General features: G+C 72.6%; 12 protein-coding genes. 8 read left to right on the top strand and 4 right to left on the bottom strand.

Annotated elements, in window-relative coordinates; translation table 11 throughout:
* Nucleotides 1–6: 6 nt before the first annotated feature.
* Nucleotides 7–987, bottom strand: a complete 981-nt coding sequence (locus tag Val02_RS15310) for an AraC-like ligand-binding domain-containing protein (protein ID WP_203899712.1) — start codon at nt 985–987, stop codon at nt 7–9.
* Here Val02_RS15310 and Val02_RS15305 point away from each other — a divergent pair.
* Nucleotides 956–1,849 carry an FG-GAP repeat domain-containing protein gene (locus Val02_RS15305; protein WP_203899711.1) on the top strand — a complete coding sequence of 298 codons (894 nt, stop codon included), beginning with the start codon at nt 956–958 and terminating at the stop codon, nt 1,847–1,849. The two genes, Val02_RS15310 and Val02_RS15305, sit on opposite strands and share 32 nt — an antisense overlap.
* Before the next feature lie 18 nt (nt 1,850–1,867).
* Here the strand turns inward: Val02_RS15305 and Val02_RS15300 are convergent, their stop codons facing one another.
* The gene (locus Val02_RS15300; RefSeq protein WP_203899710.1) at nt 1,868–4,453 is read right to left on the bottom strand and encodes an ATP-binding protein; all 2,586 of its coding nucleotides are present in this window, start codon (nt 4,451–4,453) and stop codon (nt 1,868–1,870) included.
* Between the two features lie 322 nt (nt 4,454–4,775).
* On the opposite strand from Val02_RS15300, the gene Val02_RS15295 reads away from it, so the two are divergent.
* The 4 genes from Val02_RS15295 to Val02_RS15280 all read left to right on the top strand — a co-directional run bounded on the left by Val02_RS15295 (nt 4,776) and on the right by Val02_RS15280 (nt 8,392).
* Complete coding sequence (locus Val02_RS15295) at nt 4,776–5,246, top strand: PLAT/LH2 domain-containing protein (protein ID WP_203899709.1); 471 nt, start codon at nt 4,776–4,778, stop codon at nt 5,244–5,246.
* 166 nt (nt 5,247–5,412) lie between these two features.
* On the top strand, nt 5,413–6,420 hold the full coding sequence (locus Val02_RS15290; protein ID WP_203899708.1) for a Bug family tripartite tricarboxylate transporter substrate binding protein: 1,008 nt from the start codon (nt 5,413–5,415) through the stop codon (nt 6,418–6,420).
* Nucleotides 6,420–6,860 (top strand): tripartite tricarboxylate transporter TctB family protein, encoded by a 441-nt coding sequence (locus Val02_RS15285; protein ID WP_203899707.1) that lies wholly within the window; start codon nt 6,420–6,422, stop codon nt 6,858–6,860. The genes Val02_RS15290 and Val02_RS15285 overlap by 1 nt, the downstream gene beginning before the upstream one ends.
* The gene (locus Val02_RS15280; RefSeq protein WP_203899706.1) at nt 6,857–8,392 is read left to right on the top strand and encodes a tripartite tricarboxylate transporter permease; all 1,536 of its coding nucleotides are present in this window, start codon (nt 6,857–6,859) and stop codon (nt 8,390–8,392) included. The genes Val02_RS15285 and Val02_RS15280 overlap by 4 nt, the downstream gene beginning before the upstream one ends.
* Before the next feature lie 13 nt (nt 8,393–8,405).
* On the opposite strand, the gene Val02_RS15275 is transcribed toward Val02_RS15280, so the two are convergent.
* On the bottom strand, nt 8,406–9,077 hold the full coding sequence (locus tag Val02_RS15275) for a response regulator (RefSeq protein WP_203899705.1): 672 nt from the start codon (nt 9,075–9,077) through the stop codon (nt 8,406–8,408).
* Complete coding sequence (locus tag Val02_RS15270; protein ID WP_239152941.1) at nt 9,074–10,630, bottom strand: sensor histidine kinase; 1,557 nt, start codon at nt 10,628–10,630, stop codon at nt 9,074–9,076. The genes Val02_RS15275 and Val02_RS15270 overlap by 4 nt, the downstream gene beginning before the upstream one ends.
* Before the next feature lie 114 nt (nt 10,631–10,744).
* Here Val02_RS15270 and Val02_RS15265 point away from each other — a divergent pair, with 114 nt between their 5' ends.
* The 3 genes from Val02_RS15265 (at nt 10,745) to Val02_RS15255 (ending at nt 13,760) form a co-directional block, all read left to right on the top strand.
* Nucleotides 10,745–11,719 (top strand): Bug family tripartite tricarboxylate transporter substrate binding protein, encoded by a 975-nt coding sequence (locus Val02_RS15265; protein WP_239152939.1) that lies wholly within the window; start codon nt 10,745–10,747, stop codon nt 11,717–11,719.
* 76 nt (nt 11,720–11,795) lie between these two features.
* Entirely contained in the window at nt 11,796–12,833 is a 1,038-nt protein-coding gene (locus tag Val02_RS15260) for an alcohol dehydrogenase catalytic domain-containing protein (protein ID WP_203899703.1), read from the top strand.
* A gap of 54 nt (nt 12,834–12,887) precedes the next feature.
* A complete protein-coding gene (locus Val02_RS15255) occupies nt 12,888–13,760 on the top strand; it encodes a helix-turn-helix transcriptional regulator (protein ID WP_203899702.1) in 873 nt (290 codons plus the stop codon).
* The last annotated feature ends 9 nt before the right edge of the window (nt 13,761–13,769 follow it).

Raw genomic sequence — 13,769 nt, 5'->3', positions numbered from 1 at the left:
GAGAGCTCACGCCCGGGTGCGGTAGTCCCGCGGCGACATGCCGACGTGTCTGCGGAACGCGCGGGTGAAGTCGGCCGGACGGTCGAACCCCGAGCGCGCGGCGATGGCCGCGACGGAGAGGTGGCCGAGGCACGGATCGATCAGCTCGCGCCGGGCCCGCTCCAGACGCCGCGTGCGGATGTCGGCTCCGACACTCGTGTGGTGATGCTGCTGAAAGATCCGATGCAGATAGCGCAGCGAGATCCCGTGCGCCGCGGCGATGACGGCCGGGTTGAGGTCCGGCCGGAGCAGATGTCGTTCGATGTAGGAGACGATGCGCAGGTAGTAGGTGTGGGTCGGCGAGTGCAGCGGCGGGCGGTCGATCTCGAGATGGTGGGCGAGGACGGCGGTGATCAGGTCGACGGCGATGTTCCCGAGGCGTATGGCGTCCCGCGCGGTGTAGCGGTCGTGGTTGTCGGCGACGGTGCCCAGGAACTGTGCGAGCAGTTGGCCGATGCCGCCGGCTGCCGGGATCGGCCGGGCGCAGCAGCGGTGGACCTGCCGGGCGGGCAGCGGTAGGAGACGCTGGGGGAGGTGCAGCACGACGCTCTCGGACGGCGAGACGTTGCCGGTGCTGACCGCTTCGAAGGGCCGGGAACTGTCGTAGACGACGAGGTTGCCCGGTCGGAGTACCGCGCTCGCGTGATCCTGATCGATGCCGTGTCGGCCGGAGCGGATGAGGCCGACCTGGTAGTACTCGGGGTCGCACCGCCGGATCATCCTCGGCGACCGGCGCGAGACCAGCGACGAGTATGCCAGGGACGCGATCTGCAGCGCGCCCAACGGCATGGCGCTCAGCCGGGCGTTGAACGCCGCCGGGCGCGGGCTGCCCACCTCGGTCGGAATCAGGGACGCGTCGACGGCGCTCCGCCAGGCCTCCAGCCGCTCGCGCGCGGGAAACGCCGTGGAGTCTGTCGTGGCACTACTCGCGGCCGGCCTGACCGCCACCGTGGCGGCACCCGCCCAAGCGGCGCTCAGCGACAAACGCAACGACTACAACCGGGACGGCATCAGCGACCTGGTCGCCATCAACGATGAGGATTACTGCCTCTATCGCTGGTACGGCAACGGCAGCGGTGGACTCGGCGGCGGTGTGCGGGTCGGCTGCGGTTGGCAGGACCACTGGACCTCGCTGAGCGCGGTCGGGGATCTCAACCGCGACGGCAACGGCGACCTCGTGGCCATCGGCGTGGGCAGCAACGGCTACTGTCTCTTCCGCTGGTTTGGCAACGGGGCGGGCGGCTTCGGCCTCAAGACCCAGCTGGGCTGCGGATGGGAGCCGTTCACCTACCGGGACCTGGTCGGCTTTGACCACGGCGCCATCTACGCCGCCGGCGACCTCAACAACGACGGCAACGGCGACCTCGTGGGCGTCAACAAGAACGACAACGATGCCCTGTGGCTCTGGTACGGCAACGGCGGCGGCGGTTTCAACAACGGCGTTCGCGTGGGCGAGGGATGGGGGCCGTACAAGATGACCCTCACCGGCGCGGGCGATCTCAACAGCGACGGAAACGCGGACCTCGTCGCGATCGGTGAGTCCAGCAGACAGCTGAGTATCTGGTTCGGCTTCGGCAACGGCGCCTTCTCTTCCCGGATCGGGATCGGTACCGGCTGGGACGCCTATCACAACCCACGCAGCATCTCCGGGATGGGTGACTTCACCGGCGACGGCAACGGCGACCTCGTGGGCGCGAACAAGCAGACCACCGGATGGGTGCTGTACTCCTGGGCCGGCAACGGCAGCGGTGGGTTCGGCACGGGTATGGCGATGGGCCCGGGGTGGTTCAGGTACCACCTGGCCGTGTGACGATCCGCAGGAGCCCTGTCAGGTCCGGGCGGCGTTGATCCGGGCGCGGACGGCCAGCGCCTCCGCCTCCAGCACGCGGTAGCCGTTCGCCCGGACCAGGCGCAGCGCCTCGCGCAGCGGGCCGTCGGCGTCGGCGGGGCGCCCGAGGTCGACCCGCGCGCGGGACACCCCGATGAGGGCGCGGGCCTGCACGTGGCGGCAGTCGGTGTCGCCGGCCAGCCGCAGCGCGTCGAGGAACCGGTCCGCCGCCGTGGCGCGCAGCCCGAGCTCCTGTTCGACCGTGGCGAGGGTGACGAGCGACTGAGCCTGGGCCCGCCGGTCGCCGATGACCGTCGTGAGGGCGAGCGCCTCCCGTGCCGGCCGCACCGCCGAACGCGCACGGCCGGCCCGGCAGTGCGCCTCGGCGATGCCGCGTAGGCAGGCGGCGACGCGGCCGCGGTCGCCGGCGCGGCGGTGCAGCGCGAGCGCGGCCCGGAAGTGTTCCATCGCCTCGTCCGGCCGGCCGCCGTCCAGGAACACCGCGGCGAGATTGTCCAGCGCGGTGGCGTGGCCGTAGGGCGAACCCGACTCGTGGTGCAGGACGATCGCCTTGCGGTGCAGGGTCGCGGCCGCGTCGAGGTCGCCGAGTTCGCGTCGCACGATGCCGAGGTTGTCCAGCGCCACGGCCTGCTGTCCGGGGTTGCCGGCCCGCTCGTGCGCCTCGATCGCCTCGGTGAACCGGCCGGCGGCCTCCCGCAGGCGTCCGGTCTGGCTCAGCGCGGTGCCGACGTTGTTCAGCGCGGCCGCCCGTCCGGCCGTCCAGCCGGCCCGCCCGGCGAGCGTCAACGACGCGGTGTAGTGGGTGATCGCGGCGGAGTAGCGGCCGATCGAGGCGTAGGCGACGCCGAGACTGAGGTCCGCGGCGGCCATCGGCCCCGGGCGGCCGTCCGCGGCGCGTCGTGCGGCGTGCGCGACGGCCAACCAGTCGACGAACCCGCGCCGCAGGAAGAAGTATCCGCGCAGGTTGTCGGCGAGCCGCCAGGCGACCTCCCGGGGGCCCCGTTCGGCGGCGTGACACACGAGCGCGACGAGGTTGGCGCGTTCGGCGTCGAGCCAGTCCAGGGCGGCGGCCGCGTCGGGGAAGGGCAGCGTGGGGCGTGCGGCGTCGACGGGTTCCTCGGGTGCGGGCAGGCGCACCGTCCAGCCGTAGAGGAGGTCGGCGGCGGCGTCCGTGGCGTTCAGGTAGAAGGCGTGCAGGCGGTCCAGGGCGTCGGCCGCGTCGCGGTGCTCGGCCGCGCCGTCGGTCAGCGACCGGGCGTAGTGCCGCAGCAGGTCGTGCAGGGTGTGGCGGCCGGCCGCCGGTTCGTCGACGAGGTGGGCGTCCTGCAGCCGGCGCAGTGCGCCGGTCGTCGCCGCCGGGGCCAGGCCGGTGAGCGCGCACACCGCGGCCGTCGCGACGTCGGGCGCGGGCACGTGGCCGAGCAGGCGGAAGACCCGCCGTTCGGTCTCGCCCAGGGTGGCGTAGGACAGGTCGAAGGCCGCCCGGACGGCGGTGCGTTCGTCGCCGGTGACGGTGAGGTCGGCGATGCGGTTGCCGGCCCGCAGGTCCGCGACGAACCGTGCGGTCGCGGTGTGCGGCCGGGTGACGAGGTTGGCGGCGGCGATGCGCAGCGCGAGGGGCAGCCGGCCGCACAGCCGGGCCAGGTCACGAACGGCGGCCGGGTCGGCCTCGGCGCGCGCCGGACCGAGCGCGGCGACGAGGAGTGCGCGCGCCTCCGCGTCGTCGAGGACGTCGAGGGTGAGCGGGCGGGCGCCGTCGCTGGCGACGAGGCCGCCGAGGCGTTCGCGGCTGGTCACCAGAACGACGCAGTGCGGGCTGGCCGGCAGCAGCGGGCGCACCTGGTCGGGGCCGGCCGCGTTGTCGAGCAGCACCAGCAGGCGGCGGTCGGCGACCAGCGTGCGGAACAGCGCGGCCGCCTCGTCGACCTCGGTCGGCACCCGGTCGGGGGCGATGCCGAGGGCGCGCAGGAACCGGGCCAGTGCCTGCGCGGGAGACAGCGGCGGGTCGGTCGAGTGGCCGCGCAGGTTGAGGTACAGCTGGCCGTCGGGGAACCGGTCCCGGACCCGGCGGGCCCAGTGGATCGCCAGCGCGGTCTTGCCGACGCCGGCCGACCCGCCGATCGTCACGGTCACGCCGGTCGATCCGGTCGAGGTGCCCAGCAGGGCGTCCAGTGCGGACAGTTGGCGATCCCGTCCGGTGAACCCGGCGACCGCGGACGGCAGTTGTCGGGGCACCGGAGGTGCGGCCCGCTGCGGCACCGGGTCGGGCGGGACTTCCGGGGCGGGCGTCGCGGCCTCGCTCGTGCCGCGCCGGTCGAACGCGTGCTCGATCAGCGTGTGCCGGGGCCGCCAGTACTCGTCGAGACCGCCGCGCCACGAGAGGCGTTCGGTGCGGTGCCGTTGGTGGGCGTGCGCGTAGCAGACCTCGACCATGCGCCTGACGAGCGGCCACTGCGGCGGGGTGCGCACCTGGCCGCCGAGAATGGCGCCGATCTGGCTCTTGCCGAGGCCGACCTGCTGCGCGAGCACCCGCAGGCTCGGGCCGCCCGCCTGGTCCCGAAGCACCCGTAGGTCCCGACACAGGCCGACCAGCAACTCGTGGGCCGGATCGGTTCCCCGGCCGATCGATGCGCGTTCGACGGAACAAGCCTAGGGACGCGACGGCGCCCGTCCTGTCGGGCATTCGACTGTGTGAATGCATGGCCGGGCGTCCGGTGTCCGGTGCTGTCCGGTGCGCCGCCCCGGCCACGCCCGGCCGCAGCGGCCGGCGGTACCCGTCCGGGCGCCGGACAGTCCGCAATCGCGCCCGGCGGGCCGGCCGGCGATCGACGCTTCGTCCCGACGCCGGCCGATCCGACGGGCGGCGCGCAGCGGAAGGGAAACACACATGCACGTGGGACGGGTACGCGCGATCCTGGTCGCGCTCATGGCGGGAGTGGCGCTGCTGCTGGGTTCGGCCGGTGCCGCGTCCGCCGACGCCGGGACCGCCAAGGTGGTCTCGCGCTTCTACGTCGAGATCCAGACCGGCTGGCAGACCTGGGCCGGCACCGACGCGACGGTCCACGCGAAGGTCTACGGCTGCGACGACACCTCCGGACCGTTCGTCAATCTCGACTCGTCCGCCGACGACTTCGAGCCCGGGTCGTTCCGGCGCTACGGCCCGTGGAACTGGAACCTCAACGGCGTCTGCCAGATGGCGATCGTCAAGTACAACAACGGCAATGACTGGCAGGTCGATTACGCGAACGTGATCGACGGCGTGACGGGCGCGGTCTACCGATGCCTCGCCGCCGACGGGTCGGGCGGATATTTCCCGAGCGCGTACGAGTGGAAGTACTTCTGGTGCTACCAGGTCTGAGGTAGTGGGTCGCGGTGCGCGTCGGTCGACCGGCGCGCACCGCACGCGTGGCGACCGATACGACCAAAAGCTTCTTCCGCACCACAAGCGTGACCTGCGCCTTCGGCGACCACACGATTCCCCTTCACACGCGCGAAACATTTCCGCCCGATGAAGGAGCGCAGTCATGAGAAGGACCGCCGCCGTGCTCGTCGCCGGTGTCGTCCTCGGTTCGGTCGCCGCCTGCGGTGACTCCGGGAACGACAGCGCGAAAGCCGACACCGTCGCCTACCCCACCCGCACGTTACAGATCATGGCCCCCGCGGGTGCCGGTGGCGGCTGGGACCTCACCGCCCGCACGATCCAGAAGACGCTCAAGGACGCCGGCATCGTCAAGGAGGCCGTCGAGGTCACCAACGTCACCGGCGCCGCCGGCACGGTCGGCCTCGCGCAGTTGGCCACGAAGCACCGCGGCGACGCGCACCAGCTGATGATCACCGGTCTGGTGATGGTCGGCGGCATCGTCACCAACAAGTCCGCCGTCGACCTCGCGCAGACCACCCCGATCGCCACCCTCACCGCCGAGGAGGAGGTGATCGTCGTGCCGGCCGCGTCGCCGCACCAGAACCTCAAGGATCTCGTGGCGGCGTTCCGGGCGGATCCCGCATCGGTCAAGTGGGGCGGCGGCTCGGCCGGCGGCACCGACCAGATCCTGGTCGGCCTGCTGGCCAAGGCCGCCGGTGTCGACCCGAAGAAGATGAAGTACGTCGCCTACTCCGGCGGCGGGGAGACGAAGGCGGGTCTGCTCTCCGGCGACCTGACCGCCGCCGTGTCGGGGGCGAGCGAGTTCAAGGACCTCGTCGCCGCGGGCAAGGTCCGCGCGCTCGCCGTCTCCGGCGCCAAGGGCGTCGACGTCGGTGGCGGCAGTCCCGTCCCCACGATCAAGGACAACGGCTTTGACGTGGAACTGTTGAACTGGCGCGGAATCGTCGCACCCCCCGGCATCAAGGCGGGTGAACGGGCGGCCGTCGTCGCGCTCCTCGACAAGCTGCACACCTCCCCGCAGTGGCAGGAGGCGATGAAGCAGCAGGGCTGGAGCGACTTCTACCGCAGCGGCGACGCGGCGAAGGCTTTCTACGACAGCGAATCGGCCCGGATCCGCGCGGTGCTGGTCGAGGCCGGGGTCGTCTCCTGATGACCGTCTCCGGACCCCGCGTCGTCGGCGCGGTCCTGCTCGTCTGCGGTCTCCTGCTCGGCTTGACCGCCGTGCGGGAGGCCGGGGACGGCTCGCTCGCCGTCGACGGGCCGCGCTTCGCGCCGTTGATGGTCACGGTGCTGTGGAGCGGTCTCGCACTGGTGTATCTCCTGCAGCCGTCCACTGTGGACAGTGAGCCGGCGAACCACAAGTGGGCGCCGGTCATGCTGGTCGGCGCGCTCGTCGCCTACGTCCTGCTGCTCGAACCGGTCGGCTTCGCCCTGGCCAGCGCGGCGTTCTTCGTCGGCGCGGCGCGCATCCTCGGCAGCCGGCAGTTGCTGCGCGACGTCCTCGTGGCGGTGCCGCTGGCGTTCGGGGTGTACCTGTCCTTCACGCAGCTGCTCGACATCCGCCTGCCGGCGGGGGTGTTGCCGCTGTGAACGACCTGCTGTCGGGCTTCGCCACCGTGCTCAGCCCGGCGAACCTGCTCTTCGCGGCGATCGGCGTCACCGTCGGCACGTTCGTCGGTGTGCTGCCGGGCATCGGGCCGGCGTTGACGATCGCGCTGCTGCTGCCGATCACGTTCAGCCTCGACGATCCGGTCGGTGCGCTCATCATGTTCGCCGGCATCTACTACGGGGCGATGTACGGCGGCTCGACGACGTCGATCCTGCTGAACACGCCGGGGGAGTCGGCGTCGGTGGCCACCTCGATCGAGGGTCACCAGATGGCCCGCCGGGGACGGGCGCGTGCGGCGCTGGCGACGGCGGCGATCGGCTCGTTCGTGGCGGGCACCATCTCGACGGTGCTGCTGAGCGTGATCGCCGCACCGGTGGCGTCGCTGGCGACCTCGTTCCGGGCGGCGGACTACTTCGCCCTGGCGGTGCTGGCGATGGTGTGCGTGACCGCGCTCGTCGGGCGTTCCGTCGTGCGGGGCCTGCTGTCGTTGACGTTCGGGCTCTTCCTCGGTGTCATCGGGATCGACTCGCTGACCGGACAGTCCCGCTTCGCCTTCGGCAGCCTCGAACTGCTCGACGGGGTCGGCATCGTGGTCGTCATCGTCGGCCTGTTCGCGATCGGGGAGACGCTGCACGCGGCCGCCCGCGGCGACGAACCCTCCACAGTGGAACACGTCGGCTCCGGGGGACTGCTCGGCTGGCTCAGCCGCGAGGACTGGCGCCGCTCGTGGAAGCCGTGGCTGCGCGGCACGGCGCTCGGATTCCCGTTCGGGGCGCTGCCCTCCGGCGGTGCGGAACTGCCCACGTTCCTCTCCTACACGTACGAGAAGCACCGCTCGGCGCACCGCGACGAGTTCGGCAAGGGTGCCATCGAAGGGGTGGCGGGGCCGGAGGCGGCGAACAACGCGTCGTTCTCCGGTGTGCTCGTGCCGCTGCTGACGCTGGGCATCCCGACGTCGGCGACGGCGGCCGTGCTGCTCGCGGCGTTCCAGATCTTCAACGTGCAGCCCGGCCCGCAGCTGTTCGAGCGCTCGCCGGAACTGGTCTGGGCGCTGATCGCCTCGCTGTACGTCGGCAACGTGCTGCTGCTGATCCTGAACCTGCCGCTGATCGGGCTGTGGGTGAGCGTGCTGCGCATCCCGCGTCCGGTGCTGCACTCGGCGATCCTGGTCTTCGCCACGCTGGGCGTGTACGCGGTGTCGAACAGCGTCGTGGAGGTGCTGATCGCCTACGGGATCGGCGTCGTCGGCTTCTTCATGCGCCGCTACGACTTCCCGTTGGCGCCGGTGATCCTGGGCGTCATCCTCGGGCCGCTGATGGAGGAGCAGTTCCGGCGGGCGCTGCTGATCGGCGACGGGAACCTGACCGTGTTCGTGACCCGGCCGTTGACGGCGGTGATCCTGGCGCTTGCCGTGCTCGCCCTCGTCGCCCCGTACGTGCCGAAGCTGCTCGCGAAGGCGCGCGGGCGCGACGAGGCCCCGGTCAAGAAGCTGGTGTTCGCCGAGGAGGACTGACGGCGAAGGGGGATCAGGGACCCGTCCAGAGGTAGCGCCGCTGTGGGCGGCCGGTACCGCCGTAGCGCAGGCGAACCCGCGCGGTGCCGGCCTCCACGAAGTACTCCAGATAGCGGCGCGTGCTGACCCGCGACAGCTGCGCGGCGTCGGCGCACTCGCTCGCCGACAGGTCCCCGTCGGCGGCCATCAGCACGGTGCGGATCAGGTCGGCGGTCGGCGCGGTCAACCCCTTCGGCAGGCTGATCCGCGCCGGCCGTAACGCGCCGAAGAGTCGGTCGACGTCGTCCTGGGCCACGTCGCCGTCGCCGGCGAGCCGGCGGTGCGCGGCCGCGTAGCGGTCCAGCCGGTCGCGCAGCACCTCGAAGGTGAACGGCTTGATCAGGTAGTGCACGACGCCGCCGCGCAGCGCCGTGCGGATGGTCGCCACGTCCCGGGCGGCGGTGATCGCCAGCACGTCCACCGGCACCGCGCTCTCCCGCACCCGGCGCAGCACCTCCAGGCCCGACACGTCGGGCAGGTAGATGTCCAGCAGCACCAGATGCGGCCGGTGTTCCTCGATCGCCGCCAGCGCCTGCGCGCCGGTGTGCGCCATCGCCTCGACCGCGTAGCCGGGAACCCGTTCGACGAAACCTCGATGGACCCGCGCGACCATGAAGTCGTCGTCCACGACCAGGACCCGGATCATCGCCGCGCCGCCGCAGGCGTGCGGGGAATCCGCGCGGTGAACGCCGCACCGTCCACAGTGGCCGATCCGCCGTGGCGCACGCAGATCGAGCGGGTCAGCGCGAGCCCGAACCCGCGCGCCCCGCCCGGCGCGTCCTTCGTGCTGAATCCCCGCAGGAAGACGTCGTCGCTGCGCTCCGGCGGCACGCCGGCCCCGGAGTCGCAGACGCTCACCACGATCTCGTCACCGTCCACAAGGGACACCGACACCCAGCCGCCGGCCCCGGCCGCGTCGAGCGCGTTGTCGACCAGGTTGCCGACCACGGTCACCAGCTCCGCCGACAGCGGCTCCGCCAGCGGGCCGATCGCGGCGTCCGGGTCGATGCGCAGGTCCACGCCGTGCTCGGCGGCGAGGCTGGCCTTCGCCACCAGCAGGGCCGCGACCGCCGGGTCACCGATGCGCGACGTCACGTGCCGCAGATCCTCCTGCTGCCGGCTGGTCCGGTCGACGAAGCGGACCACCTCGTCGTACTCGCCCAGCTGCACCAGCCCCGCGATGGTGTGCAGCCGGTTGGTGAACTCGTGTGCCTGCGCACGCAACGTGTCGGTGGTGTTGCGGCTCAGGTCGAGTTCGCGGCGCAGCGCGGTCAGCTCGGTGCGGTCGCGCAGCGTCGTCACCGAACCGACCTCCCGCCCGCGCACGATCACCGGCATGCGGTTGAGCACGAGCACCCGGTCCTCGCGCAGCACCACCTGGTCGGCACCGGCGATCCGGCCGGTCAGCACGTCGCACACCCCGGCCGGCAGCCGCTGTCCGGACAGCGGCTGCCCGACCGCGTCGGGTCGCAGGCCCAACAGCCGGATCGCCTCGTCGTTGGCGAGCGTGACCCGCCCGGCCGGGTCGATGCCGATGACCCCCTCCTTGATGCCGTGCAGCATCGCCTCGCGGTGCTCCACCAGACCGGTGATCTCGGCCGGTTCGAGGCCGAGCGTCTGGCGCTTGACCCGCCGGGCCAGCAGCAGCGAACCCGTCACCCCGAGCGCCAGGCCGAGCGTCAGATACACCAGCAGGCCCGGGGTGGCGTTGGCGAGCTGGCCGGCGAACGTCGGGAAGGTGAGCCCGACGATGACGAAACCGACGATGGCGCCGTCCGGCTCGGCCAGCACGGGCGCGTGCGCCACGAGGCGGCGGGCGCCGTCGTCGAGGACGCCGACCCAGGAGCGGCCGCGGCGCACGTCGCTGTCGCCGAGGTCGGCGGGGCGGCCGGCGTTCGGGCCGGTCACCAGGACACCCCGCCGGTCGCCGATCATCACGTAGGTCGCGCCGGAGACCGCGCGGGCGTTCTCCGCCCGCGCCGCGAGCGTCTCGCGCCACACCGCGTCGGTCAGCCCGGTCCGCACGGTGCTCTCGGCCGCCAGGTTTTCCGCGATGGAACGGAGGCGACGCCCCTCGTCGGTGCGGAAAGCGGCGTTCGCCTCGGCGAGCGACACCGCCCCGACGGCCACCACGACGAGCAGCACGACCCCGAGCTGGAACAGCAGGAGCTGCCCGGCGAGAGACATCCGGCGGCGCATGACTCTCAATAAAGGCGCTGGTCGGCGGCATGGCAAGGCTCCGGCGGCGGGGAACCGCGACCAAAAGGACCACAACCGCTCGCATCGGCGCCCCGGCGTGGCACGCTGTGGCGCATGCCCGTCCGGCGGCTCTCGGCGGTGGCGGCCCTCCTCGCGGTCGCCGCGGTGCTGCTGCTCGCGATCGACCGGGGCCGGGACCCGCTCGCCGGACTGCGCGTCATGGTGCCGAACGCCCCCGGCAGCGGCTACGACGTCACCGCCCGCACGCTGGCCAAGGCCCTGGAGGACGCCGGTCTGGTGCGCGGCGTGGAGGTGTTCAACCTGCCCGGCGCCGGCGGCTCCGTCGGTGTCCAACGCCTCGTCTACGAACGCGGCCGCGGTTCGCTGCTCATGCTCATGGGCCTCGGCGTGGTGGCGAGCGAGCACAGCGGCGCCACGGCCGCACTGCGCGAGACCACTCCGATCGCCAGGCTCATCCAGGAGCCGAACATGATCGTGGTGACCCGTGACGCGCCGTTCCGGACCCTGTCCGACCTCGTGACGGCCTGGCGGGAGGCGCCCGCGTCGGTGCCGGTCGGCGGCGGTTCGCTGCCCGGCGGGCCGGACCACCTCGCTCCGATGCTGCTCGCCCGTGCGATCGGTGTCGCCCCGCCCACGGTGCGTTACGAGCGCTACGACGGCGGCGGCGAACTGCTCGCCGCGATCCTCGGCAAGCGGGTCGCGTTCGGGGTGTCCGGTGTGGGCGAGTACGCCGACCAGGTGCGTACCGGAACGCTGCGGGTGCTGGCCGTCACCGGACCGGCCCGGGTGCCGGGGCTGGACGCGCCGACACTGCGCGAGGCCGGCGTGGACCTGGAGTTCGCGAACTGGCGCGGCATCATCGCCCCGCCCGGGCTGCACGCCGAGGACGCCCGGGCCCTGCGCGAACTGGTCGACCGGCTGGTGCGCTCGGCGCAGTGGCGTGCCGCGCTCGCCCGCAACGGCTGGAGCGACGCGTATCTGGGCGGGCCCGCGTTCGACCGCTTCCTGGCGCAGGAACGGGCCCGCCTCGACGCGGTCATGTCCGACCTCGGCCTGACGGCGACCTGAACATCCGCGGGGCACATCCACTACCCCCACAAACGCGCTCTGCCGCCGCCGCGCACCGCGCGATTGCATGGTCGGCATGCGAGCGACACTCCTGTACGGCGCCGGCGACGTCCGCGTCGAGAACGTTCCCGATCCCGTCCTGAAACTGCCGACCGACGCCCTGGTCCGGGTGAGCGCCGCCTGCGTCTGCGGCTCGGATCTGTGGCCCTACGCCGGCATGCCGGCCGGTCGGCCTCCGGCGCGGATGGGGCACGAGTTCGTCGGGGTGGTCGAGGACGTCGGCAGCGAGGTGCGCACGCTCGGCAAGGGCGATCTGGTCATCGCCCCCTGGATCATCTCGGACGGCACGTGCGTGTTCTGCCTCGAAGGCAGGCAGAACGCCTGCGAGCGCTTCAGCATGTGGGACCTGGAGGCCGAGGAGGGCGGGCAGGCGGAGGCGGTGCGGGTGCCGTTCGCCGACGGGACCCTGGTCAAGGTGCCGGCCGGCGTCGACGCGGCGCTGATCCCGTCGCTGCTCACGCTCTCGGACGTGTTCGGAACCGGTCATCACGCGGCGGTGGCCGGCGGGGTGGCGCCCGGCAGCACCGTCGCGGTGATCGGGGACGGAGCCGTCGGGCTGCTGGCGGTGCTGTCGGCCGCCCGGCTGGGTGCCGAACGGATCGTCCTGATGGGGCGCCACCGGGCGCGGACCGACCTGGGCCGGGAGTTCGGCGCCACGCACGTGGTGTCCGAGCGCGGCGCGGAAGGCGTTGCGGCGGTTCGGGCGATCCTCGGCGGTCACGGCGCACCGGTCGTCGTCGAGGCGGTCGGCACCCGCGCCGCGTACGACCAGGCGGTCGGCGTGGTCCGGGCCGGCGGCACGATCAGCCGGGTCGGTGTCCCGCAGTACGAGGAGGCGCCGATCGGCATCGACAGCCTCTTCCTGCGCAACGTGCGGCTGGTCGGGGGAGCCGCACCGACCCGCGCCTACATCGAGGAGCTGCTGCCCGGGATCCTCGACGGCACACTCGCACCGGGCCGCGTCTTCGACGTCGCCACGGGCCTCGACGGCGTTCCGGACGGCTATCGCGACATGGCCGCGCGCACGGCCCTGAAGGTTCTGATCACTCCCTGAAGGGGGTAGAAACGCGACCCGGCTGCGCGCCCGCGCCGCTCGTACTGTTGGTGCGTGACCGGCAAAGACAATCGCGCGGCCGTCCGTGACTTCCTGGCCAGCCGGCGCGGGCGGATCAGTCCCGCGCAGGCTGGCCTCCCGCACGGCCTGCGGCGGCGGGTGCCCGGACTGCGCCGCGAGGAGGTGGCGATGCTGGCCGGGGTGAGCAGCGAGTGGTACCGGCGCCTGGAGAAGGGCCACATCGCCGGTGTCTCCGAGGAGGTGCTGGACGCCGTCGCCCGGGCGCTGCAACTCGACGACGAGGAGCGCACCTATCTGTTCGAGCTGTCCCGGGCGGCTCGGCAGGTCACCCGCAGCCGTCGCTGCCGGGCGGCGGAGCCGCTGCCGCCCCAGGTGCGGTGGATGCTGGACGCGATGACGATGAGCGCGGCGTTCGTCACGAACGGCCGCTGGGACGTGCTGGCGGGCAACGCGCTCGGCCGTGCCCTGTTCGCGCCGATGCTGGCCGGCGACGTCGCCCGGGACAACCTCGCGAGGTACCACTTCCTGGATCCCGGAGCCGGTCACTTCTACGACGACTGGGCGGGCGCCGCCGACACGGTCGTCGCGCTGCTGCGCGCCGAGGCCGGGCGGTTCCCGTGTGACGCGGGCTTGCGCGGGCTGATCGACGAGCTGTCGGCGGCCAGTACGGAGTTCGGCCGGCGGTGGGCCGCGCACGACATTCTGTTGCGCAACCACGGCGTCAAGCGGTTCCGCCACCCGGTGGTGGGCACCATCGAGCTGGCCTACCACTCGATGGAACTGCCGACCGCCGCCGACGCCTCGCACCGGCTGACCTCCTACGCGGCCGAGCCGGGTTCGGCCGCCGAGGAGCAGCTCCGACTGATCGCCAGCTGGTCGATGATCGACACCGGTCCGGGACGGTGACCCCGGCAG

This window comes from Virgisporangium aliadipatigenens (assembly GCF_016863615.1).
GTDB lineage: Bacteria > Actinomycetota > Actinomycetes > Mycobacteriales > Micromonosporaceae > Virgisporangium > Virgisporangium aliadipatigenens.
The sequence above is the reverse complement of the archived record's forward strand: the minus strand, read 5'-3'. Positions and strand labels throughout refer to the sequence as shown.

Bases quoted from the DNA above. Each gene is read 5' to 3' on its own strand.
- Val02_RS15295 (WP_203899709.1), top strand. From the start codon at position 4,776: ATGCACGTGGGACGGGTACGCGCGATCCTGGTCGCGCTCATGGCGGGA.
- Val02_RS15290 (WP_203899708.1), top strand. From the start codon at position 5,413: ATGAGAAGGACCGCCGCCGTGCTCGTCGCCGGTGTCGTCCTCGGTTCG.
- Val02_RS15285 (WP_203899707.1), top strand. From the start codon at position 6,420: ATGACCGTCTCCGGACCCCGCGTCGTCGGCGCGGTCCTGCTCGTCTGC.
- Val02_RS15275 (WP_203899705.1), bottom strand. From the start codon at position 9,077: ATGATCCGGGTCCTGGTCGTGGACGACGACTTCATGGTCGCGCGGGTC.
- Val02_RS15270 (WP_239152941.1), bottom strand. From the start codon at position 10,630: ATGCGCCGCCGGATGTCTCTCGCCGGGCAGCTCCTGCTGTTCCAGCTC.
- Val02_RS15265 (WP_239152939.1), top strand. From the start codon at position 10,745: ATGCCCGTCCGGCGGCTCTCGGCGGTGGCGGCCCTCCTCGCGGTCGCC.
- Val02_RS15260 (WP_203899703.1), top strand. From the start codon at position 11,796: ATGCGAGCGACACTCCTGTACGGCGCCGGCGACGTCCGCGTCGAGAAC.